The sequence below is a fragment of the Achromobacter sp. EB05 genome, assembly GCF_044232075.1.
GTDB classification, from domain to species: Bacteria; Pseudomonadota; Gammaproteobacteria; order Burkholderiales; family Burkholderiaceae_B; genus Achromobacter; species Achromobacter dolens.
The window spans coordinates 4615054-4638209 of sequence record NZ_CP155917.1 but is presented as its reverse complement, the minus strand read 5'-3'; the positions used below and the strand labels follow the sequence as shown (position 1 = coordinate 4638209).

The 23156-nt window shown below is 68.1% G+C and carries 22 protein-coding genes; 20 read left to right on the top strand and 2 right to left on the bottom strand.

Translation table 11 applies throughout. The features are described 5' to 3' along the window. The first annotated feature begins 95 nt into the window (after window positions 1-95). From AAID08_RS21115 to AAID08_RS21080, 8 genes are all read left to right on the top strand, one after another. Window positions 96-482 (top strand): DUF350 domain-containing protein, encoded by a 387-nt coding sequence (locus tag AAID08_RS21115; protein ID WP_049072739.1) that lies wholly within the window; start codon window positions 96-98, stop codon window positions 480-482. A 44-nt stretch (window positions 483-526) separates the two neighbouring features. Next, window positions 527-1567 (top strand): SPFH domain-containing protein, encoded by a 1041-nt coding sequence (locus AAID08_RS21110; protein WP_372414877.1) that lies wholly within the window; start codon window positions 527-529, stop codon window positions 1565-1567. 13 nt (window positions 1568-1580) lie between these two features. Further along, window positions 1581-3050, top strand: a complete 1470-nt coding sequence (locus AAID08_RS21105) for a DUF4178 domain-containing protein (protein WP_395756878.1) — start codon at window positions 1581-1583, stop codon at window positions 3048-3050. 3 nt (window positions 3051-3053) lie between these two features. Beyond that, window positions 3054-3224: a hypothetical protein gene (locus tag AAID08_RS21100; RefSeq protein ID WP_162876642.1), complete on the top strand. Its 171-nt coding sequence runs from the start codon at window positions 3054-3056 to the stop codon at window positions 3222-3224. Continuing rightward, window positions 3221-3571, top strand: a complete 351-nt coding sequence (gene speD, locus AAID08_RS21095; RefSeq protein ID WP_395756877.1) for an adenosylmethionine decarboxylase — start codon at window positions 3221-3223, stop codon at window positions 3569-3571. The genes AAID08_RS21100 and speD overlap by 4 nt, the downstream gene beginning before the upstream one ends. Before the next feature lie 126 nt (window positions 3572-3697). Beyond that, a complete protein-coding gene (gene modA, locus AAID08_RS21090) occupies window positions 3698-4456 on the top strand; it encodes a molybdate ABC transporter substrate-binding protein (protein ID WP_395756876.1) in 759 nt (252 codons plus the stop codon). Between the two features lie 30 nt (window positions 4457-4486). After that, the gene (gene modB / locus AAID08_RS21085; protein WP_064523489.1) at window positions 4487-5170 is read left to right on the top strand and encodes a molybdate ABC transporter permease subunit; all 684 of its coding nucleotides are present in this window, start codon (window positions 4487-4489) and stop codon (window positions 5168-5170) included. Next, the gene (locus AAID08_RS21080) at window positions 5167-5853 is read left to right on the top strand and encodes a sulfate/molybdate ABC transporter ATP-binding protein (RefSeq protein ID WP_116792130.1); all 687 of its coding nucleotides are present in this window, start codon (window positions 5167-5169) and stop codon (window positions 5851-5853) included. The genes modB and AAID08_RS21080 overlap by 4 nt, the downstream gene beginning before the upstream one ends. Window positions 5854-5957: 104 nt before the next feature. Here the strand turns inward: AAID08_RS21080 and AAID08_RS21075 are convergent, their stop codons facing one another. Then, window positions 5958-6752, bottom strand: coding sequence for a TOBE domain-containing protein (locus AAID08_RS21075; RefSeq protein ID WP_054503230.1), 795 nt, complete (start codon window positions 6750-6752; stop codon window positions 5958-5960). Window positions 6753-6950: 198 nt separating this feature from the next. On the opposite strand from AAID08_RS21075, the gene AAID08_RS21070 reads away from it, so the two are divergent. From AAID08_RS21070 to AAID08_RS21015, 12 genes are all read left to right on the top strand, one after another. Continuing rightward, complete coding sequence (locus tag AAID08_RS21070; RefSeq protein ID WP_395756875.1) at window positions 6951-7553, top strand: DUF4136 domain-containing protein; 603 nt, start codon at window positions 6951-6953, stop codon at window positions 7551-7553. Between the two features lie 21 nt (window positions 7554-7574). Beyond that, the gene (locus AAID08_RS21065; protein WP_064523494.1) at window positions 7575-8771 is read left to right on the top strand and encodes a patatin-like phospholipase family protein; all 1197 of its coding nucleotides are present in this window, start codon (window positions 7575-7577) and stop codon (window positions 8769-8771) included. A gap of 155 nt (window positions 8772-8926) precedes the next feature. Next, window positions 8927-9379, top strand: a complete 453-nt coding sequence (locus AAID08_RS21060) for a helix-turn-helix domain-containing protein (RefSeq protein WP_395756874.1) — start codon at window positions 8927-8929, stop codon at window positions 9377-9379. 294 nt (window positions 9380-9673) lie between these two features. After that, window positions 9674-10963, top strand: a complete 1290-nt coding sequence (locus tag AAID08_RS21055) for an efflux RND transporter periplasmic adaptor subunit (RefSeq protein WP_269873501.1) — start codon at window positions 9674-9676, stop codon at window positions 10961-10963. Between the two features lie 63 nt (window positions 10964-11026). Then, window positions 11027-14248, top strand: coding sequence for an efflux RND transporter permease subunit (locus AAID08_RS21050; protein ID WP_395756873.1), 3222 nt, complete (start codon window positions 11027-11029; stop codon window positions 14246-14248). Next, complete coding sequence (locus AAID08_RS21045; RefSeq protein ID WP_054503225.1) at window positions 14245-15732, top strand: efflux transporter outer membrane subunit; 1488 nt, start codon at window positions 14245-14247, stop codon at window positions 15730-15732. The genes AAID08_RS21050 and AAID08_RS21045 overlap by 4 nt, the downstream gene beginning before the upstream one ends. Beyond that, window positions 15729-16469, top strand: coding sequence for a pyridoxine 5'-phosphate synthase (gene pdxJ / locus AAID08_RS21040; protein ID WP_054503224.1), 741 nt, complete (start codon window positions 15729-15731; stop codon window positions 16467-16469). The genes AAID08_RS21045 and pdxJ overlap by 4 nt, the downstream gene beginning before the upstream one ends. Window positions 16470-16504: 35 nt before the next feature. Next, a complete protein-coding gene (gene acpS / locus AAID08_RS21035; protein WP_395756872.1) occupies window positions 16505-16942 on the top strand; it encodes a holo-ACP synthase in 438 nt (145 codons plus the stop codon). A gap of 38 nt (window positions 16943-16980) precedes the next feature. Next, a complete protein-coding gene (gene nagZ, locus AAID08_RS21030; protein ID WP_395756871.1) occupies window positions 16981-18036 on the top strand; it encodes a beta-N-acetylhexosaminidase in 1056 nt (351 codons plus the stop codon). Further along, the gene (gene uvrC / locus AAID08_RS21025; RefSeq protein ID WP_049072758.1) at window positions 17999-19828 is read left to right on the top strand and encodes an excinuclease ABC subunit UvrC; all 1830 of its coding nucleotides are present in this window, start codon (window positions 17999-18001) and stop codon (window positions 19826-19828) included. Before nagZ ends, uvrC begins: the two co-directional genes overlap by 38 nt. A gap of 80 nt (window positions 19829-19908) precedes the next feature. Further along, the gene (gene pgsA, locus AAID08_RS21020; protein ID WP_006390551.1) at window positions 19909-20481 is read left to right on the top strand and encodes a CDP-diacylglycerol--glycerol-3-phosphate 3-phosphatidyltransferase; all 573 of its coding nucleotides are present in this window, start codon (window positions 19909-19911) and stop codon (window positions 20479-20481) included. Window positions 20482-20677: 196 nt separating this feature from the next. Further along, entirely contained in the window at window positions 20678-21964 is a 1287-nt protein-coding gene (locus AAID08_RS21015) for an MFS transporter (RefSeq protein WP_116792124.1), read from the top strand. A gap of 106 nt (window positions 21965-22070) precedes the next feature. Here AAID08_RS21015 and AAID08_RS21010 read toward each other — a convergent pair whose 3' ends face one another. Then, window positions 22071-23147, bottom strand: coding sequence for a tartrate dehydrogenase (locus tag AAID08_RS21010; RefSeq protein ID WP_395756870.1), 1077 nt, complete (start codon window positions 23145-23147; stop codon window positions 22071-22073). Between the last annotated feature and the right edge of the window lie 9 nt (window positions 23148-23156).

Below are 23156 nucleotides of genomic sequence, written 5' to 3'. Positions count from 1 at the left end.
AGGGTTCCGACTCGAAAAATGCGTTCGCAGTATATCGAAGGCGGCGTATATACTGCGCGCAATCAGGGCCTGGAGGGGCGATTATGGGAGAAGCGATGCATCCGGCGGTGACCTATCTGATCTACATTGTTTCGGCGCTGGTCATGCTGGGCATTTTCACCGCGGTCTACACCACGGTGACGCGCTACAAGGAATTCGAACTGATCCGCCAGGGCAACATTGCCGCGGTGCTCTCATACAGCGGCGCGCTGGTCGGCTTTTCGTTCACGCTCTGCTCCAGCATCGCCATCCATGCGAGCTTCGTCATGTTCCTGGTCTGGGGCGTGGCCGCCATGGTGGTGCAACTGGTCGTCTATGCCGTCGTGTCGCGCGCCATCCAGGGCCTGCACGAGGCCATCGAGGAAAACAACATCGCCATGGGCGGCCTGATCGGATCGATCTCGCTGGCCGCCGGCGTGGTCAACGCCGCCTGCCTGACCTGAGCGGCCGCGCGCGTCGACCCATCTCTGACACAGGAGAACTAGCCATGAGTCTCGGTTCATTTATCCGCAAACAGTTCATCGACATCCTGCAATGGAACGAGGACGGCGACGGCGTGCTGGCCTGGCGTCATCCGATGCAGGATTTCGAAATCCAGTACGGCGCCAGCCTGACCGTGCGCGAGTCGCAGATGGCGGTGTTCGTCAACGAAGGCAAGGTGGCCGACGTGTTTGGCCCCGGCATGTACAAGCTGACCACCCAGACGCTGCCGGTGCTGACGTACCTGAAGAACTGGGACAAGCTGTTCGAGTCGCCCTTCAAGTCGGACGTGATCTTCTTCAGCACCCGCCTGCAACTGGGCCGGCGCTGGGGCACGGCGCAGCCGGTGACGCTGCGCGACAGCGAATTCGGCATGGTGCGGCTGCGCGCCTTCGGCGTGTATTCGTACCAGATCACCGATCCGGCCAAGTTCTACCGCGAGATCAGCGGCACGCGCGACGTCTACACCGTCGATGACCTGGAAGCGCAGTTGCGCAACATGGTGGTCGCGGCCATGACCACCGCGCTGGGCGGCTCCAAGGTGCCGTTCCTGGACATCGCCGGCAACCAGGGCCTGATGTCGCAGAGCATCGGCGAGCAGCTCGGCCCGGTGTTCGAGCGCTATGGCGTCAAGCTCGACAACTTCACGGTCGAGAACGTGTCGCTGCCGGAAGAACTGCAAAAGGCGCTGGACACGCGGATCTCGATGGGCATGGCGGGCGACCTGGGCAAGTTCACCCAGTACCAGACCGCCACCTCGATCCCGCTGGCGGCGCAGAACGAAGGCGGCATCGCCGGCATCGGCGCGGGCCTGGCGGCCGGCGCGGCGCTGGGCCAGACCATGGCGGCCGGACTGGGCGTGGCCGCGGGGCAACCGGCGGCGGGCGCCCAGGCGGCGGCCGGCACGGCGGCCGGCACGGCGGCCGCTTCGGGCGCCGACCCGGTGCAGCGCCTGCAGCAGCTCAAGGATCTGCTCGACAAGGGCCTGATCACGCCGGCCGACTACGACGCGGCCAAGGCCGAGGTCCTGAAGAAACTCACTAGCTGAACGCCGCCCGCCCATGCAGCAGGTCCTGTGTCCGCAGTGCGGAGCACCCGTCAAGTTCACTTCCACGGCATCGGTCATGGCGGTCTGCGGCGCCTGCCGCAGCACGCTGCTCAAGGACGCCGAGTCGGTCAAGCGCATCGGCGAGACCGCCGATGTCCTGGAAGACTATTCGCCGCTGTGCCTGGGCGCCGCCGGCCAGTTCGAAGGCAAGCGCTTCGACCTGATCGGCCGCATCCAGTTGCGCTACGAGGACGGCTTCTGGAACGAGTGGTACCTGTGGTTCGAAGACGGCTCGGACGGCTGGCTGTCGGACGCCTCCGGCCAATACGCCATTACCCGCCGCCGCAAGGCCAAGACCGTGCAGGGCCTGCCTGCCTTCGCCGACATCGCGCCCGGCGACGACATGAAACTGGATGGCCAGCGTTTCACGGCTTCCGACGTGCGGCGCTGCCGCGCTGGCGGCGCGCAGGGGGAACTGCCGTTCGTGCCGGGCGATGGCTGGGAAGCCAAGGTGGCCGATTTCCGCAGCCTGGATGCGTTCCTGACGCTGGACTTTTCCGACGGTCCCGAACCCGAGCTCTACATCGGCAAGGCCTTCGACCTGGCGGGCATGCAGGCGGCGACGCTGCGTTCGAACGAACAGGTCGAGGAAACCGCCGGGCGCTTCCGCGGCCAGATCAAGGCGCTGGACTGCCCCAACTGCGGCGCGCCGATCAGCTTCGTCGCCGCCATGGCGACGCAGGTGGTGTGCCCGTCGTGCGCGGCCACGGTCGACTGCGCCGGCGAGACCGCCGAAGTCATCGGCAAGGCGCGCAAGATCAACGCCATCAAGACCACGCTGGCGCTGGGCGCCACCGCCAAGATCGATGGCGCCGCCTACACCCTGATCGGCCTGATGAAATGCGCCGATCCGGACCCCGAAGAGCCCTCGGACTGGATCGAATACCTGTTGTTCAACCCCGCCAAGGGCTTCATCTGGCTGGTGGAGACGGACGAGGGCTGGGAGCGCGTGCAGGTCTGCGATACCTGGCCCAGCTACAACAACGCCACCAGCGTGCGCTGGCGCTCCAAGCTGTACCAGAAGCTGTACGACTACACCTCGCGCGTCGACCTGGCGCTTGGCGCTTTCAACTGGCGCGTCAGGGTCGGCGACAGCACCAAGATCACCGACTACAAGGCCGGCAACCTCAAGCTCACCCGCGAACAGGGGCCGGCCGAGGTGGGCTGGTCGGCCGCCGCGCCGGTGGCGCCGGCGCAACTGGCCCAGTGGTTCGACAATCCCGAACTGGCCAGGCAGAAGGCGATGCCGCGCTCGCCCTCGCTGGGCGGTTATCGCAAATGGGCCTGGTTCGCCACCATCGCCATGGGATTCCTCAACATGGGCAACATCTTCAGCGGCCGCATCCTGCCGATCCTGATCGGCCTGGCCTTCCTGTGGCTGCCGGCCAGCCTCGCGGACAAGATGTCGGCAAAGGACGACTGAGGCATGGGCAAGTTCTTCTACGCCATCTACGCCCTGATCGTGGTCATCGCAGCCACCGGCGCCAGCTCGCCCGGCGCCCGCTTCACCAGTGGTGGCAGCGGCGGCAGCAGCAGCAGTTGGGGCGGCGGATCGTCGGGCAGCTCGGGCTGGTCGTCGGGCGGATCGCACAAGTGACGCCGCACGCGACGCCCGGCCGCCACATCCTGGCCGACTTCCGTGGCGTGGACGCCGGCCTGCTGGCCGACGCCCGGGCGCTCGAGCGCGAGCTGCTGGGGGCCGCCGAGGCCGCCGGCGCGCGCGTGCTGGGCGCCCACTTCCACCATTTTGGAGAAGGCGCGGGCGTGACGGGCGTGGTCATGCTGAGCGAATCGCACATCAGCGTGCATTCCTGGCCCGAGCACCGGTTCGCGGCGCTGGACATCTTCATGTGCGGGGCCGCCCGGCCCGAACTGGCGCTCGAGCGGCTGCGGGCCGCGCTGGCCCCCGACACGGTGCGCGTCACCACGGTCGACCGCGGCTGAGCGGGCTCCAGGCCGATTTCCTCCCTTCGTTGATCGGGCGCAAGTCGGCCCCGGGCACAAATTGACGAGCGTTATATACCTATATATATTTCGATACCGAGATTGATCTTGTCCGAGGAGAGATGCATGTTCCGCAAACACCCGGTCCTGGCGCTGTCGCTGGTCCTGGCCGCCGCCTGGGGCCCCTGCGCCCACGCTGGCGACCTGGTCGTGTCCGCCGCCGCCAGCCTGACCAACGCGTTCAAGGACGTGGCCCAGGCGTATGAGAAGGAGCATGCCGGCACCAAGGTCATCCTGAACTTCGGCGCTTCCGACGTGCTGCTGCAGCAGATCGTCAAGGGCGCGCCCGCCGACGTATTCGCGTCCGCCGACCAGAAGGCGATGGACAAGGCGGTCGAGGAAAAGGCCGTCAAGCCCGAGTCGCGGGTGGATTTCGCCGCCAATCAGATCGTGCTGATCGTGCCGACGGACAGCAAGGCCAACATCACCGCGCTCAAGGACCTGACGCGCGACGACATCAAGCGCATCGCCTACGGCAACCCGGCCTCGGTGCCGGTGGGCCGCTACACGCAGGGCGCGCTGCAGGCCGCCGGCCTGTGGGACGCGGTGCAGGCCAAGAGCGTGCTGGCGCAGAATGTGCGCCAGAGCCTGGATTACGTGTCGCGCGGCGAAGTGGACGCGGGCTTCGTGTTCGCCACCGACGCGGCAATCATGCCGGACAAGGTCAAGGTGGCGGTGCGCGTGCCGTCGCAGACGCCGGTCACCTATCCCATCGCCGTGACGGCGCGTGATGCCGCCGCCCAGGAAGCCAAGCGCTTCGTGGCCTACGTGATGTCGCCCGCCGGGCAGGAAATCCTGTCACGCTACGGCTTCCAGAAGCCTTGAGGGCGCGGGCGGTAGCCAACGCGGTCTGTGATGAGTGATCCGGTATGGGTGCCCCTGCTGCTTACCCTGAAAGTGGCGGGTTGGGCAACGCTGCTGGCCGCCGTGGCCGGCACCGCGGCCGCCTATGGCCTGTCGCGCTGGCGCTGGCCGGGCCGCGACCTGCTGGATGCCGTCCTGACCCTGCCGCTGGTGCTGCCGCCCACGGTGCTGGGCTACTACCTGCTGGTGCTGCTGGGCCGGCGCGGCGTGCTGGGCGAGAAGCTGGCGGCGCTGGGCATCGAACTGGTGTTCACCTGGCAGGGCGCGGTCATTGCCGCGTCGGTGGTGGCCTTTCCGCTGGTGTTCAAGTCGGCCCGCGCCGCCTTCGAAGACGTCGATCCTCAACTGGAAAGCGCGGCCCGCGTGCTGGGCGTGCGCGAGGCCGGCGTGTTCTTTCGCGTGACCTTGCCGCTGGCGGCGCGCGGCATCGTGGCCGGCGTGCTGCTGGCCTTTGCCCGCGCGCTGGGCGAGTTTGGCGCCACCCTGATGATTGCCGGCAACCTGCCCGGCCGCACCCAGACGCTGTCAGTCGCCATCTACGAGGCGGTGCAGGCGGGCGATGACGCCACCGCCAATTTCCTGGTGCTGGTGACCTCCATCACCTGCGTGGTCGTGCTGCTGGCGGCCGGCAAGCTGGTGCCGATCCGCTCCAGCCGTCGCGGAGGCGGGCGATGAGCGTCGACCTGCGCATCCGCAAGGACATGGTGTCGGGCGACCGCCACTTTTCCCTGGACGTGGCGTTCTCCTCCAAGTCCAGGCGCATCGCGCTGTTCGGCCCGTCGGGCGCCGGCAAGAGCCTGACGCTGCGGGCGGTGGCCGGCCTGCTGCGGCCGGACGCCGGCCGCATTGAGATCAACGGACGGGTGCTGTTCGATTCCGATGCGCGCCTGAGCGTCGCGCCGCAGGCCCGCCGCGTGGCCTATCTGTTCCAGGACTACGCATTGTTCCCGCATCTGACGGTGGCGCAGAACATCGCCTTCGGCTCGCGCCGAGGCTGGCTCAATCCGCCGCGGCGGGCCGTGTCGGCCGAGGCGCGGCGCTGGGTCGACGCCTTTGAACTGGGCGCCATCGTGGGCAGCTATCCGCACGAGATCTCGGGAGGACAGAAGCAGCGCGTGGCGCTGGCGCGCGCGCTGATGGTCAAGCCGGAAATCCTGCTGCTGGACGAGCCGTTCTCGGCGCTGGACTCGCAGTTGCGCGGCAAGATGCGCCAGGAGCTGAGCGCGCTGCAACGCCAGTTGGACGTGCCGATGCTGCTGATCACGCACGATCCGGCCGACGTCGAAGCGCTGGCCGACGAGGTCTTCGAGGTCCGCGACGGCAAGGTGCATCGCCGCGACGAGGACGTGGGCGTGTGACGGGCAGGGCGGCATTCAAAGCGTGAATGCCGCTGCCTGTAAGCGCCGCGGCCGCCCGGGGCCGACCGCGGTGGCGGCAAGCGCCTGGCCGCAACGGAGCGAAGTCAGTCCAGCACGCCCAGGATCACGCTCGAGGCCTTGAACACGGCGACCGCGCCCGCGCCCTCGCCCAGTCCCAGGTCCTGCGCGCTTTCGTTGGTGACGATGGCCGCCAGCGTGGCGCCGCCTTCCAGTTCGATCAGGATCTCGCTGTTGACCGCGCCGGCGCGCACCGCCGTCACGGTGCCTGGCAATTGGTTGCGGGCCGACAGCCGCAGGCCGGCGCCGGGCGCGCCGACGATCACCGACGAGGCCTTGACCAGCGCCAGCGCTTCCTTGCCGGGCGCCAGTTCGAGTTCCTGGGTGCTCTCGCGGGTGATGGTGGCCGTGATGACCTGGCCGCCGGCGATGCGCAGCAGGACTTCGTCGTTGACGGCGCCCGTGCGGACCTCCATCACGGTGCCCATGAGTTTGTTGCGTGCGCTGGTTTTCAGCATGAAGCGTCTCATCAGGTCGATGTCGCCGCTGGCGTCCAGGCCGGCGCGCGCCAGGTTTTCCATGAATTTGCGGTGCTCGGCTTCCAGCACCCGGAACGTCGCGATCAGGCCGCGCGCCCGGTCGGTCAGGCGCGTGCCGCCGCCGCCCTTGCCGCCGGCCGCCCGCAACACCAGCGGTTCGCCCGCCAGGTTGTTCATGGCGTCGATGGCGTCCCAGGCGCCCTTGTAGCTCATGCCGACCGCGCGCGCGGCGGCCGTGATCGAGCCGGTGGCGTCGATCTGCGCCAGCAGGTCTATGCGGTTCTTGCCGCCCCAGTTCTGGGCGCCGGAACGAAACCAAATCGAGCCGTCGAGTTCCAACATCGGTATCGGGTGTGGTCAGCGTGATGAAAGTACCGCGAGTGTAATGGAGCCCGCGCCGCCGGCATTCGGGAGGGATCGGATGAGAATGAGATGCTGTTGAAACTTTATCCGCTTCGCGGCACTATGAGTGCGCTCAGGATGTGTTGAGGTGTGTTGACATCGGGGGCCGGCTCGCGGCCCCGCTTCTTGGAGATCGACATGAAAGCGCTGAAAATGCTGGCATCGGGTTCCATGGTGACACTACTGGCGGCCTGCGCTTCCGGCCCCACCATCAAAAGCGATTACGACCATCAGGCGGATTTCTCGCGCTACCGGACCTTCGGCTACATGTCGCCGCTGGGCACCGACAAGGCCGGCTACAGCACCCTGCTGACCGAACGCCTCAAGGACGCGACCCGCGGCCAGATGGAAATGCGCGGTTATGTCTACGACGCCGCCAATCCCGACCTTCTGGTCAATTTCAACGGCAAACTGCAGCAGAAGACCGAGGTGACCCAGGCGCCGCCGCCTCCGCCGATGGGGCCGTACTACGGCTATCGCGCCGGGTTCTACGGCGGCTGGCCCGGCTACGGCTGGGGCGACACCGTCTACCAATACACCGAGGGCACCCTCAACATCGACCTGGTCGACCCGCGCCGCAAACAGTTGGTGTGGGAGGGCGTCGCAGTCGGCGAAGTCCGCGATCCCGAGGCCGCGACCTCGCCGCAGAGCATAGAGAAGGCCGTGGCCCAGGTCTTCGCCCAGTATCCGTTCCGCGCCGGCGTCGCCGCGCCGCAGCGGCCGGACAAGCGCACACCGTAGCGTCATCCAAAGGAACCCCGCATGAGCACCCGCCGCAAATCCTCGTCTACCGATACCGGCGCCACGCCGTCCTATGACACCGTCGCCCTGGTGCTGCAGGGCGGCGGCGCCCTCGGCTCGTACCAGGCGGGGGTGTACCAGGGCCTGCACGAGGCCGGCATCCGCCCGAACTGGATCTCCGGCATCTCGATCGGTTCGATCAACGCGGCGATCATTGCCGGTTCGCGCGAGGACGAGCGCATCGAACGGCTGCGCGGGTTCTGGGAAAGCATCTGCCGGCCGGCGGGGTTCGCCTCCGTCCCCTGGGGCGATACGCTGGCCGGCATGTTCGAGGGCATTCCATTCGGCTTCGGCTCGCCCGCCATGAATGGCCAGTTGTCGGCCTTCCAGGCGCTGTTCTCGGGGCAGCCGGGCTTTTTCAAGCCGCGCTTTCCGCCGCCTTACTGGGTGCACGGCAAGGGCGCGGCGTCCACCAGCTTCTACGACACCACGCCGCTGGCGGCGACGTTGCGCGAGTACGTGGATTTCGATCTGCTCAATTCCGGCGCGGTGCGCGCCAGCTTTGGCGTGGTCAATGTGCGCAGCGGCAATTTCGCCTATTTCGACAGCCTCAAGGACACCCTGCGGCCCGAGCACATCATGGCCTCCGGCGCCTTGCCGCCCGGCTTCCCGTCAGTGGAGATCGACGGCGAGCACTACTGGGACGGGGGCGTGGTGTCCAACACGCCGCTGGCGCAGGTCCTGACCAGCGACACGATGCGCGACACGCTGGCCTTCCAGGTCGACCTGTGGCCCGCGCGCGGCGGGCTGCCGACCACGCTCGAGGAAGTGGCCGAGCGCCAGAAGGACATCCAGTACTCCAGCCGGACCCGCATGGTCACCGACCAGCTACGCCGCGTGCTCAAGCTGCGCCATGGCCTGCAGCAACTGCTGGAGCGCCTGCCCGAAAAAGAGCGGGGCGCGCCCGAGCTGGCCGAGATCCGCCGCCTGGCCAAGACCCCGGCCACCAACATCATCAACCTGATCTACGAGTCCAAGCACCGCGAGCGCTTCTCCAAGGACTATGAGTTCGGCACCGAGGCCATGCGCGAGCACTGGGAGTCGGGCCTGGCCGACATCCGCCAGACGCTGGCCAAGCCGGGTATCCTGGCGCGCCCGACGCAGGACAGTTGCTTCGTGGCCCACGACATCCACCGTAATGGCAAGCACACCTCCTGAGGTTCCGCGCGGCGGTCTGGGATCCGTCTGATTCCAGGGAAACTTCGCCGCACAACGGCGTCAGCAACGGTAGTCTTTCGGCAAGACTTGAAACCTTGTTCCGGGTCCGGGCCGCCGTCTTCCGCGCCGCGCCCGCGCCCGCTGGAGACGCCAACATGACTATCGCTTTCCCCGTTCCCCCTGTCCGCGGCCCGCAGTCCGCGCCTGCGGTTCCGGGCGCCGCCACGCCGGCCCCGCCGCCGGCCGCCGCGGCCGAATCGGCCGAGGGCCCCTTCCCGGTGCGGCTCGACGGCTGGTGGAGCCTGCTGTACCACGGCTGGACCTTGCTGACTCCGCAAGGCACGCGGCTGGACCTGACCGAGGTCGAGCGGGCCTGCTTCCAGTGCCTGCTGCGCAACCCGCGCAAGGAACTGTTGCGCGAGGAACTCGCCTTGCTGCGCGAGGAATTGATGCTGCCGCGCCAGAGCACCAACCTTCGCGCCCTGAATGTGGCGATCTGCCGCCTGCGGCGCAAGGTGCGCGAGGCTGGCGGGCGCCTGCCGTTGCATACGGTGCATGGCGTGGGCTATGTTTTCCTGGGCAACCTGCAAGAGGTTGCCGACGTCTGATCGCGGCGGGCGGATTCCCCCCGGATCCGTTTGTTTTTCGCCGCTTCCCATGTCGCGCGCCGTCGTGAAAATCAGTGATTTCCCCAATAACTGAGTTACATTAACGGGCTATTCACGTGTCAGTGGCGGAGCGCGGGATTTTGTTTTGATCGCAATCACATATTGCGGTCAAATACGGCGGTCGGACACGGCCGCGCAAGCCCGCGGCCGTCCTTCGGCAACCGGACACGGCGCTCAGCTAACGCCGTTACATTGTTGCGGTCGCTTGACGCGGTTAACTTCGCGGGGGTTTCAATGCGGTTTTCGCCTAAACGTGTATCAAGTCTGGCTTTTTCCGGCGGCGTCCTCGCGCTGTTGTTGGCGGGTTGCGGTGAAAAGCCGCAGATGAACCCCGGCATGCCGCAGGTCAGCGTCATCACGGTGCAGCCGCAACGCACACCCATCGTCTCCGAACTGCCCGGCCGCGTCGACGCGGTGCGCGACGCCCAGATCCGCTCGCGGGTCACCGGCATCGTCCAGAAGATCGCCTTCGAGCAGGGGGGCGACGTTAAGGAAAACCAGTTGCTGTTCAAGATCGATCCGGCGCCCTACAAGGCCGCCTACGATCAGGCGACCGCGCAGCTCAAGCAGGCGCAGGCCAACCTGTTCAGCGCCAAGCTGCTGGCCGACCGCTACGCGCCGCTGGTCAAGGCCAACGCCGTCAGCAAGCAGGAATACGACAATGCCGTGGCGGCCTACCGCCAGGCCGATGCCACCGTGGCCGCCGCCAAGGCGGCGCAGGACAACGCGTCCATCAACCTCGGCTACACCGATGTCACCTCGCCGATCACGGGCCGCATCGGCAAGCCGCTGGTGACCGAGGGCGCGCTGGTCGAGGCCACCTCCGCCACGCAGATGGCCACCGTGCAGCAGCTCGACCCGATCTACGTTGACTTCACCCAGTCCACCGCCGACCTGGCCGCGCTGCGTCGCGCCTTCGCCAGCGGCAAGCTGCAGCAGGTCGGCAAGGATGCCGCCCGCGCCACCGTGGTGCTGGAAGACGGGTCCGAATACGACAAGCCGGGCAAGCTGCTCTTCACCGGCATCACGGTCGATCCCAGCACCGGCCAGGTCAACCTGCGCGCCGAGGTGCCCAACCCCGACGGCATCCTGTTGCCCGGCATGTACGTGCGCGTGCGCCTGGAGCAGGGCGTGGACGACCAGGCCCTGCTGGTGCCGCAGCAGGCGCTGCAGCGCACGGCCGACGGTTCGCAGAGCCTGATGCTGGTCAAGGACAACAAGATCGAACAGTTGCCCGTCACCACCGGCGGCGCCATCAAGAACAACTGGATCGTCACCAGCGGCCTGAAGGCCGGCGACGTGGTCGTGGTCGAAGGCTTCCAGAAGATCCGTCCCGGCGCCCCGGTGCAGGCCAGCCCCTGGAACAAGGACAAGGCGGGGGGCGGCGCGCCCGCCGCGGGCGGCCAGCCGCCGGCACAGCCTGGCGCCAAGCCGGCGGATCCCGCGGCGGGCGCTCCCGCGGCCAAGCCCGCGGACCCCGCCAAGCCGGCGCAGCAGGCCCCGGCCGCCGGCCAGAAATCGTAAGCGGCTCGCAGCGCAACGCGCTGCGTTCCTCTTTGGTGAGCATCGCTTTCAGAGTCAGCCCACATGCCGCAATTTTTTATTGATCGACCAATTTTCGCCTGGGTAGTCGCCCTGTTCATCCTGCTGGCGGGGGTGCTGGCCATCCCCAACATGCCGGTATCGCAGTATCCCGACGTGGCGCCCCCGGCCATCACCATCACCGCGACCTATCCGGGCGCGTCGGCCAAGGAAGTGGCCGAGTCGGTCACCAGTATCATCGAGGACAAGCTCAACGGCGCCAAGGGCCTGATCTACTACGAGTCGGTCAGCGATTCCTACGGCACCTCGACCATCACCGCCACCTTCGCGCCCGGGCGAGATCCCGACCTGGCGCAGGTGGACGTGCAGAACCGCGTGTCCAACGTGATCGCGCAACTGCCGTCCGCGGTGCAGCAACAGGGCCTGAAGTACGAGCAGACCAGCACCGGCTTCCTGATGATCGTGACGCTGTCGTCCACCGACGGCTCGCTCGACCAGACGGCGCTGGCCGACTACATCACCCGCAACGTCCAGAACCCGGTGTCGCGGGTGTCGGGCGTGGGCCAGTTCCAGCTATTCGCGGCGCCGCGCGCCATGCGCATCTGGGTCGACCCGGCCAAGCTGGTCGGCTTCAGCCTGAGCATGGCCGAGGTCAACCAGGCCATCGCCGCGCAGAACGTGCTGGTGTCGGGCGGCAGCATCGGCGCGCCGCCCAACCCTGATTCGCAGCGCATCACGGCCACCGTGGTGGCCAACGGCCAGCTCAGCACCGTCGATGGTTTCGGCAAGATCGTCCTGCGCGCCAACAGCGATGGCTCCAAGGTGCTGCTGCGCGACGTCGCCCGCATCGAGGTCGGCGCCGACAACTACCAGTTCGGCGCCCGCCTGAACGGCAAGCCGACGGCGGCCTTCGCCATCGTGCTGTCGCCGGACGCCAACGCGCTGGCCACCGCCCAGGGCGTGCGCCAGCAGATGGACCAACTGTCCAAGTACTTCCCCGGCAACATCACCTACGCCATTCCCTACGACACCGCGCCGTACGTCAAGGTCTCGATCGAGCAGGTGCTGCACACCCTGGCCGAAGCCATGGTGCTGGTGTTCCTGGTGATGTACCTGTTCCTGCAGAACGTGCGATATACCCTGATCCCGGCGCTGGTGGTGCCGGTGGCCATGCTGGGGTCGTTCGCGGTCATGCTGGGGCTGGGCTTCTCGATCAACGTGCTGACCATGTTCGCCATGGTGCTGGCTATCGGCATCCTGGTGGACGACGCCATCGTGGTGGTCGAGAACGTCGAGCGGATCATGGCGACCGAAGGCCTGCCGCCCAAGGAGGCCACCAAGAAGGCCATGCCGCAGATCAGCGGCGCCATCATCGGCATCACGCTGGTGCTGGTGACGGTGTTCCTGCCGCTGGCCTTCATGAGCGGGTCGGTGGGCGTGATCTACCGCCAGTTCTCGGTGGCGATGGCCGTGTCGATCTTCTTCTCGGCGCTGCTGGCGCTGACCTTCACGCCGGCGCTGTGCGCGACCATCCTGAAGCCGGTGCCCAAGGGACACCACAACGACAAGAAGGGTTTCTTCGGCTGGTTCAACCGCAAGTTCGACGCCACCACGCACGGCTACCAGAACTGGGTCTCGCGCATCCTGCACAAGGGCGGCCGCATGATGCTGGCGTTCCTGGTGCTGGTGATCCTGCTGGGCTGGCTGTACCTGCGCCTGCCGTCGTCATTCCTGCCGGAAGAAGACCAGGGCTACGTCATCAGCAACATCGAGCTGCCCACGGGCGCCAGCGCCAACCGCACGGTGCAGGTGATCGAGGAGGTCGAGGCCTATTTCCGCCAGATCCCCGCGGTCGAGAACATCATCACCGTGCAGGGCTACAGCTTCAACGGCAACGGCCTGAACGCGGCCATCGCCTTCACCACGCTCAAGGACTTCAAGGACCGCAAGGGCAAGGGCGATTCGGCCGGCGCGATCGCGTTCAATGCGTTCCAGAAGCAGCTCATGGGCATCCACGACGCCCAGGTGTTCACGCTGGTGCCGCCGGCCATCTCGTCGCTGGGCAACGCCACCGGTTTCGACCTGCGCCTGCAGGACCGCGGCGCGGCCGGCACCGAGGCGCTTGCCGCGGCCACCGGGCAACTGATGGGCATGGCCATGAAGAGCCCGGTGCTGTCGCAGGTGCGCATCACCGGCCTGTCGGCCGGCACGCAACTGACGCTGGACATCGACCGCGACAAGGCAGCGGCGCTGGGGGTGAACTTCGACGAGGCCGCCTCGCTGATCTCCACCGCCGTCGGTTCCGCCTACCTGAGCAAGTTCCCCAACCTGGGCCGGATGCAGAACATCTGGGTGCAGGCGGACGCGCCGTACCGCATGCAGTTGTCGGACGTGCTCAAGCTGAACGCCCGCAACACCCAGGGCGGCATGGTGCCGCTGTCGTCGTTCGTGACGGCCAAGTGGTCGCAGGGCCCGGTGCAGGTGGTGCGCTACAACAGCTACGAATCCATGCGCATCGGCGGCAGCGCCGCGGCCGGCTACACGACCGGCCAGGCCATGGAGGAAATGGAAAAACTGGTGGCCCAGTTGCCACAGGGCTTCGGCTACGAATGGACCGGGCTGTCCTACCAGGAACGCCAGGCCGGCAACCAGGCCCCGATCCTGATGGGCCTGTCGCTGCTGGTGGTGTTCCTGGTGCTGGCCGCGCTGTATGAAAGCTGGGCCATCCCGATCTCCGTGATGCTGGTGGTGCCGCTGGGCATGCTGGGCGCGGTGGCGCTGGTCAGCGCGCTGGGCATGTCCAACGACGTGTACTTCCAGGTGGGCATGGTGACCGTGATCGGGCTGGCGGCCAAGAACGCCATCCTGATCGTGGAATTCGCCAAGGACCAGTACGCGCGCGGCATGGGGCTTTATGAAGCGGCGGTGGAAGCCGCGCGCCTGCGGTTCCGGCCGATCCTGATGACCTCGCTGGCGTTCATCCTGGGCGTGGTGCCGCTGGCCATGGCCACCGGCGCCGGCGCCGCCAGCCAGCGCGCGGTGGGCCTGGGCGTGCTGGGCGGCATGCTGGCCGCGACGCCGTTCGCGGTGATTTTCGTGCCGACCTTCTTCGTGGTGGTGCTGGGACTGTTCAAGACCAAGCCGCGCCTGCTGGGCGCCGAGCTGCGCGCCTTCGAGGAAGAACAGGCGGCCAAGAAGGCGGCGGCGGGGCAGACCCCGCCGGACGCTCCCGCACAACCCAACGGTGGCCAGGAGGGCAAGGAATGAGCGCCCTGATGTTCAAACAGACCGCCTTGTCCGCCTTCGTGGCGGTGGCGTTGGCCGGCTGCTCGCTGGCGCCCGACTACAAGCGCCCTGACGCGCCGGTCTCCGGCAACTGGCCGGACCAGCCCAAGGTGCAGTACGGCGCGTACGCCAATCCGATGTCGCTGGGCACGCAGCCCGCGTCGGCGGTGGCGCCGCAGGCGGGCACGCCCGCGGCCGACCTGGGCTGGCGCGAGTTCTTCCACGATCCGCGCCTGCAGCGCCTGATCGAGCTGGCGCTGGTCAACAACCGCGACCTGCGCGTGGCGGTGCAGCGCGTCGAAGAGGCGCGCGCCCAGTACGGCGTGCAGCGCGGCGCGCAGTGGCCCAGCATCGGCGCCGGCATCCAGGGCCAACGCCAGCGCTTGCCCGAGAACATGCGCCAGCCGGGCGCCGGTTCGATCAGCAGTTCGTACCAGGCCGGCATCGGCCTGACCACGTTCGAGATCGACCTGTTCGGCCGCCTGCGCAGCCTGTCGGAAGCGGCGTACCAGCAGTACCTGTCGACCGAGCAGGCGCAAAAGAGCACCCACATCACGCTGATCGGCGCGGTGGCGCAGTCGTACTTCAACCTGCGCGCCGCCCAGGTGCAACTCGAACTGACCCAGCGCACCCTCGCCTCGCGCCAGGAGTCGTACAACCTGGTCAAGCGCCGCTTCGACGGTGGCGTGGCGTCCGAACTCGACCTGAACCAGTCCAAGTCGCTGCTGGACACGGCATCGGCCGACCTGGCGCAACTGGCCCGGGCCCAGGCTCAGGCCGTCAACGCGCTGGTGCTGCTGCTGGGCACGCCGTTGCCCGATGATCTGCCGGCGCCGGCGCCGTTCGGCCGCGACCAGTTGCTGGCGAGCGTGCCGGCCGGGTTGCCGTCCGACCTGCTGGAGCGCCGTCCGGACATCCTGGCCGCCGAGAACAACCTGAAGTCGGCCAACGCCAACATCGGCGCGGCGCGCGCGGCGTTCTTCCCGACCATCTCGCTGACCGGGCTGTTCGGCGTGGCCAGCCCCTCGCTGGATACGCTGTTCAAGGGCGGCCAGGGCTACTGGAGCTTTTCGCCGTCGATCACCACGCCGCTGTTCGCCGGCGGCAGCATCCGCGAAGGCTTGAACCTGGCCAAGGCGCGCGACAATATCGCCGTGGCGCAGTACGAGCAGACCATCCAGCAGGCGTTCCGCGAGGTCTCGGACGCGCTGGCGGGCGAAGCCACCTATGGCGCGCAGTTGGACGCCCAGCGCGCGTTGCAGGATTCGTCGGCGCGCACCCTGGAACTGTCGAACCTGCGTTATACCAATGGCATCGACAGCTACCTGCAGGTGCAGACCGCGCAAGTGGACTTTTTCAATGCCCAGCTCGCGCTGGTGCAAACCGGCCTGGCCGCGCTGATCAACCGTGTGGAACTCTACAAGGCGTTGGGCGGCGGCTGGGAAGAAACAACGAAAGTGCAATGATAGAACTTGGTGTAAACATCGATCACGTCGCGACCCTGCGGCAGCAGCGTCACACGACCTATCCCGACCCGGTGGCCGCGGCGCTGCGCGCCGAGGACGCCGGCGCCGACCTGATCACGCTGCATCTGCGCGAAGACCGCCGCCACATCCAGGACGCCGACGTCTACGCGATCCGGCCGCAACTGCGCACGCGCATGAACCTGGAGTGCGCGGTCACGCCCGAGATGCTGGAGATCGCCTGCGCGGTCAAGCCCAATGACGTCTGCCTGGTGCCGGAAAAACGCACCGAGCTGACCACCGAAGGCGGGCTCGAAGTGGCCGGCGCGCTGTCGGCGGTGACGGACGCGGTCGGCCTGCTGACCGAGACCGGCATCCGCGTGTCGCTGTTCATCGATCCCGATCCGGCGCAGATCGCCGCCGCCGCCCGCGCGGGCGCGCCGGTCATCGAACTGCACACCGGCGCCTATGCCGAAGCCGAGGGCGACGCCGCCCTGGCCGAGCTGGAGCGCATCCGCGTGGCGGTGGCCGAAGGGCTGCGCCATGGCCTGCGCGTCAACGCCGGCCATGGACTGCACTATGGCAACGTCAAGCCGGTGGCGGCGCTGGACGGCATTTCCGAACTCAACATCGGCCATGCCATCGTGGCGCAGGCGGTGTTCGACGGCTGGGAAAAGGCCGTGCGCGACATGAAGGCGCTGATGGTGCAGGCCCGCCTGGAAGCGCTGCGCGGCCGTTGAGCCCGGGCCCGATCCCCTTGAACGGCGCCGCAGCGATGTCCCAGCCCGAAGCCCCTCTCGCCGTCCCCGCGCCGGCCGCCATCGGCGGCATCGGCATGGACCTGCTGCGCATCGATCGCATCGAGCGCGCGCTGGCGCGCCACGGCGACCGTTTCGCCGAGAAGATCCTGGGGCCCGAGGAACTGGCCAAGTTCCATGCGCGCCGCGCCCGCGACCCGGTGCGCGGCGTGCGCTTCCTGGCGACGCGCTTTGCCGCCAAGGAAGCCTTTTCCAAGGCGGTGGGGCTGGGCATGCGCATGCCCATGACCTGGCGCCGGGTGCAGACCCTGAACGCGCCCGGGGGGCGGCCCGTGCTGGTGATCGCCCCCGAACTGCTGGAATGGTACATGCAGCGCTTCGGCGCCGCGCACGTTTCCATTACCGATGAATCCGACATGGCCGCCGCCTACGTGGTGGTCGAACGCAAGCCGTGAGCCCGCGGGGCCGGCTAGCAACACAGAAGGACACGCCGATGGCCAAGAAGAAATCCCGGGCGCTGCTGCCCGGTCCCGTAATGGTCGATGTGGCCGGCACCGTGCTGACCAAGGAAGAAAAGAAGCGCCTGCGCCACCCGCTGGTGGGGGGCGTGATCCTGTTCGCGCGCAATTTCGAGAACCGCCGCCAGTTGACCGAGCTGACCCGCCAGATCCACAAGGCGCGCAAGGAGCGCCTGCTGATCCTGGTCGACCACGAGGGCGGCCGGGTGCAGCGCTTCCGCGAGGACGGCTTCACGCCGCTGCCCGCGATGCGCGACCTGGGCGCGCTGTGGGACCGCGATCCGCTGACCGCCATGCGCCTGGCGACCGAGGCCGGCTACGTGCTGGCCGCCGAGCTGCGCGCCTGCGGCGTGGACATGAGCTTCACGCCGGTGCTGGACCTGGATTACGGCGTCAGCAAGGTGATCGGCAACCGCGCTTTCCATCATGACGCGCGGGTGGTGACGATGCTGTCGCGCGCGTTGATCCAGGGCCTGGCGCTGGCCGGCATGTCGGCCTGCGGCAAGCATTTCCCGGGACACGGCTTCGTCGGCGCGGATTCGCACCACGAGATCCCGGTCGATCCGCGTCCGCTCGAACGCATCCTCAAGGACGACGCCGCGCCCTACGCCTGGCTGGGCGACGCGGTGCTGCCGTCGGTGATGCCGGCGCACGTGATCTACCCCAAGGTCGACAAGCATCCGGCCGGCTTCTCCAGGCGCTGGGTGCAGGACATCCTGCGCACCCGCCTGGGCTACGATGGCGTGGTGTTCTCGGATGACCTGACCATGGAAGGCGCGTCCGTCGCCGGCGACATCCTGGCGCGCGCCCAGGCCGCGCTGGGCGCCGGCTGCGACATGGTGCTGGTGTGCAACCGGCCCGACCTGGCCGACGAGCTGCTGGCGCGGCTCGAATTCGACCACGCGCCCGAGTCCGTGGCCCGCATCCGCCGGTTGATGCCGCGTTTCGACGCGCTCGACTGGGACTCCCTGCAGGCCGAAAGCCGTTACCAGAATGCCCGACGACTTCAATCTCAAATCGTTCCTGGCTGACCTGCCGCATCTGCCGGGTGTCTACCGACACCTGGATGCGGCCGGCGAGGTCATGTATGTCGGCAAGGCGCGCGACCTGAAAAAGCGCGTCTCGTCGTATTTCCAGAAGAACCTGTCCAGCCCGCGCATCGCCCAGATGGTGGCGAAGGTGGCGCGGCTGGAGGTCACCGTCACGCGCTCCGAGGCCGAAGCGCTGATCCTGGAAAACAACCTCATCAAGAGCCTGAAGCCGCGTTACAACATCCTGTTCCGCGACGACAAGTCCTACCCGTACCTGCTGATCACCGGCCACGACTGGCCGCGCATCGCCTATTACCGCGGCGCCACCAACAAGCGCGGCCAATACTTCGGCCCGTTCCCCAACGCCTGGGCGGTGCGCGAGACCATCCAGATCCTGCAGAAGGTGTTCCGCCTGCGCACCTGTGAGGACACCGTCTTCGCCAACCGTTCGCGGCCCTGTCTGTTGCATCAGATCGGGCGCTGTTCGGCGCCCTGTGTGGGCGCCATCCAGGCGCAGGACTACGCTTCGGACGTGCAGCGCGCGGTGCGCTTCTTGAACGGCGAGGCCAAGGATGTGATGGGCGAGATCGAGGCCCGCATGCTGGAGGCCGCCGAGGCGCTGCGCTTCGAGGAAGCCGCCGCGCTGCGCGACCAGATGGGCTCGCTGGCGCGGGTGCTGCACCAGCAGACCATGGAAAACGTCAGCGGCGAGGACACCGACATCGTCGCGGTCGCCATCGCCGGCGGCAAGGTCTGCGTCAACCTCGCCATGGTGCGGGGCGGGCGCCACCTGGGCGACAAGCCGTTCTTCCCGACCCACGCCGAAGGCGAGGCCGCGCCGCAGGTGCTGGAAGCCTTCGTGGCCCAGCACTACACCGACAACGCGCTGCCGCCAGTGCTGGTCTGTTCGCACGCGCTGCCCGACGCCGGCCTGATCGACCTGCTGGTGGAGCAGGCCGGCGGCCGTCCGTCGCGCGTGCTGACGCGGCCGCAGGGCGCGCGCCGCGCCTGGCTGGAGCAGGCGCTCAAGAACGCCGAGATGGCATTGGCCCGCGCCCTGACCGAATCCGGCGCCCGCGCCGCCCGCACCCTGGCGCTGGCCGAGGCGCTGGACCTGGATACCGACGAGGCGGCGCTGGACGCGCTGCGCATCGAGTGCTTCGACATCAGCCATACCGCCGGCGAGGCCACCCAGGCCTCCTGCGTGGTGTTCGAGCACCATGACATGCAGCCGTCGCTGTACCGCCGCTACAACATCGCGGGCATCACCCCGGGCGACGACTACGCCGCCATGCGCCAGGTGCTGACGCGGCGCTTCGCCAAGGTGGCCGACGGCGAGGCGCAGATGCCCGGATTGGTGCTGATCGACGGCGGCAAGGGCCAGGTCGAGGTGGCGCGCCAAGTGTTCGCCGAGCTGGGCCTGGACATCCAGGCGCTGGTGGGCGTGGCCAAGGGGGAAGGGCGCAAGGTCGGCCTGGAAACCCTGGTGTTCGCCGACGGCCGCCCGCCGGTGGCGCTGGGCGGCGAATCGGCCGCCCTGATGCTGATCGCGCAGGTGCGCGACGAGGCCCACCGTTTCGCCATCACCGGCATGCGCGCGCGCCGCGCCAAGACCCGCAATGTGTCGCGGCTGGAGGAGATCGAAGGGGTCGGGGCGCGCCGCCGCCAGCGCCTGCTGGCCCGTTTCGGCGGTTTTTCGGGGGTGGCCTCGGCCAGCATCGAGGACCTGGCGTCGGTGGACGGCATTTCCGAGGAGCTGGCCGAACGGATCTATGAGGCGCTGCGCGGATAAGGCTCCGGACGGCCGGGTGGCGGCCGCCCGGCGGCCCCGGGACAGCCAGTGCAACCCGGCTGATGTAGCATACGGACACTATGCCAATTAACGTACCCATAATTCTGACGTGGCTGCGTATCGCCATGATTCCGCTGGTGGTAGGGCTGTTCTACCTGCCTGAAAGCTGGTTGTCCGTGCCGGTGCGCGACACCTTTGCCGCCTGGGCGTTCATCATCGCCGCCCTGACCGACTGGTTCGATGGCTGGCTGGCGCGCCGCTGGAACCAGACGTCGGCGTTCGGGGCGTTCCTGGATCCGGTGGCCGACAAGCTGATGGTCTGCGCCGCGCTGATCGTGCTGCTGGATCTGAGCCGCGTCGATGCCTTCATTTCGCTCATCATCATCGGCCGCGAAATCACCATTTCGGCGCTGCGCGAATGGATGGCCAAGATCGGCGCCAGCGCCAGCGTGGCGGTGCACCGGCTGGGCAAGTTCAAGACCGCCGCGCAGATGGTGGCGATTCCGTGCCTGCTGTACAACCAGCCGATCCACGGCATCTCCACCAAGATGCTGGGCGACGTGCTGATCATCGTGGCCGCGGTGCTGACGGTCTGGTCGATGCTGTATTACCTGCAGCGCGCCTGGCCCGCGATCCGCGAGAAGGCGCAGTAAACCGCGGCGGCCCGGCTCGCGCCCGGGGCCGTCCTGACAGATCAAGAGCGAAGCCGGCGGGGCGAGGACCGCGACCGGCCCGGCCATGCGCCGCATTCGCCATTGGGACAACGCCGGCCTGGCCGGACGTTGCTGGAGACAACCCGCGAGCCGCCCCGGGGCGGCCGCCTTTCGCCGCTGCCCGCGGCCTTGCGCAATGACCACCGCTGCATCCCCCCTTGCCTCGGACGCCGCCGTCCGCCGCCGCGACTGGCAGATCATCCTCTTGATCGGCGTGGCGCATGCCTCGTCGCACTTCTTCCAATTGGTCCTGCCGTCGCTGTACGTGTCGCTCGGCAACGAGTTCGGACTGGACTTCGCCCGCCTCGGCCTGCTGGTGTCGACCTTCTATGTGGTCTCGGGCATCGGCCAGGCCTCGTCCGGGTTCGTGGTGGACCGCATCGGCGCGCGGCCGGTGTTGTGGTTCGGCCTGGCCTGTTTCGTGCTGTCCGGCCTGCTGATCGGCTCGGCCACCGGCTACCCCATGCTGATGGCGGCCGCGGTGGTCGGCGGCATCGGCAATTCGGTGTTCCACCCGGCGGACTATTCCATCATCAACCACCGCATCACGGCGCCGCGCCTTGGCCATGCCTTTTCCACCCATGGCCTGACCGGCAACCTGGGCTGGGCCCTGACGCCCGTGTTCATGACCTCGATCACGCTGCTGGCCAACTGGCGCGTGGCGGCCTACAGCGCCGCGGCGCTGGTGGCCTTCGTGCTGCTGCTGACCGTGCTGGGCCGCGACCTGCTGGGCGGCGCGGAGCCGGCCCAGGCCGACGGTGCCAAGGCCGGCGCGCGCGCCGCGCCCAAGCCGCAGGAAGGCGTGCTGACGACCCTGGCCACGCTGCTGTCCAAGCCGGCGCTATGGGGCGCGTTCCTGTTCTTCGCCTGCACCTCGATCGCGCTGTCGTCGGTGCAGAACTACACCATTCCGCTGCTGGGCCAACTGTACGACCTGTCCAAGGTGGCGGCCAGCTCGGCGCTGTCCGGCTACATGGTGGCGTCGGCGGTGGGCATGGCGGCCGGCGGCTTCCTGGTGTCGGCCAACCCGCGCACCGAGCGCACGGTGATGGTGGCGCTGATCCTGGCCGGCCTGACGCTGGTGGTGCTGGCGCTGGGCCTGGTGCCGGCGCTGTTCGCCGCGCCGGTGGTTGCGCTGGCCGGCTTCTGCTCGGGCGTGGCCGCGCCGTCGCGCGACATGCTGATCCGGCGCGTGACGCCCAAGGGCTCGACCGGCTCGGTCTACGGCCTGGTGTATTCCGGCATGGACGTCGGTTCGGCGCTGGGGCCGCTGGCTTTCGGCCTGCTGCTGGACGCGGGATTGCGCCAGGGACCGTGGATCGGCGCGGGCGTGGCGTTCGCCGCCGCCGCGCTGCTGGCGCAGTGGATCGCGGTGCAGGCGCGCCGGGCCGATCCCGCCGCCGCGGTGCCGGCGCGTTCCTGACGCGTCCGCCATCGCAGCAGGCAGAACGCCGCCCTCGGGCGGCGTTCTGTTTTGGGGCCGGCGGATTTGCCGCCGTCTTGGGAAGGAGAGCGCTTGCCGCCCGGGATCAGCCTTGCGCCTCGATATGGGCGGCAATGGCGCGGCCGATGTCCTCGGTGCGGGCCTGGCCGCCCAGGTCGGGCGTGCGCGGGCCGTTCTTCAGGCAGTGTTCGATGGCGGCCAGGATGGTGTCGTGTGCGTCCTGGCTGCCCAGGAACTGCAGCATCAGCGCGCCCGACCAGATCATGGCGATGGGGTTGGCGATGCCCTTGCCGTAGATGTCCGGCGCCGAGCCGTGCACGGGCTCGAACAGCGACGGGAAGGCGCGCTCCGGGTTCAGGTTGGCCGACGGCGCGATGCCGATGGTGCCGGTGCAGGCCGGACCCAGGTCCGACAGGATGTCGCCGAACAGGTTGGAGGCCACCACCACGTCGAAGCGCTGGGGCTGCAGCACGAAGCGCGCGGCCAGGATGTCGATGTGCTGCTTGTCGGTCTTGACGTCGGGGTACTGCTGGCCGACGGCGTCGGCGCGCTCGTCCCACCAGGGCATGCTGATGGCGATGCCGTTGCTCTTGGTGGCGATCGTGAGCTGCTTGCGCTGGCGCTGGCTGGCCAGCTCGAAGGCATAGCGCATGACGCGGTCGGTGCCGTGGCGGGTGAAGACCGATTCCTGGATCACGATCTCGCGCTCGGTGCCGGGGAACAGGCGGCCGCCCAGGTTGGTGTATTCGCCTTCGGTGTTCTCGCGCACGATGAAGAAATCGATGTCGCCCGGGCGCTGGCCGCCCAGCGGGCACGGCACGCCTTCAAACAATCGGACCGGACGCAGGTTGATGTACTGGTCGAACTCGCGTCGGAATTTCAGCAGCGAACCCCACAGCGACACGTGGTCCGGCACCGTGGCGGGCCAGCCGACCGCGCCGAAGAAGATGGCGTCGTAGCCCTGCAATTGTTCCTTCCAGTCGGGCGGCATCATTTCGCCGTGCTGCGCGTAGTACTCGCAGTTGGCCCAGGGGAAGGTGTCGATCTGCAGCGCCAGGCCGAAGCGGCGGGCGGCGGCCTGAACGGCGCGCAGGCCTTCGGGCAGGACTTCATTGCCGATGCCGTCGCCGGCGATGGCTGCGATTTTGTGGACGTGGGACATGCGGAACCT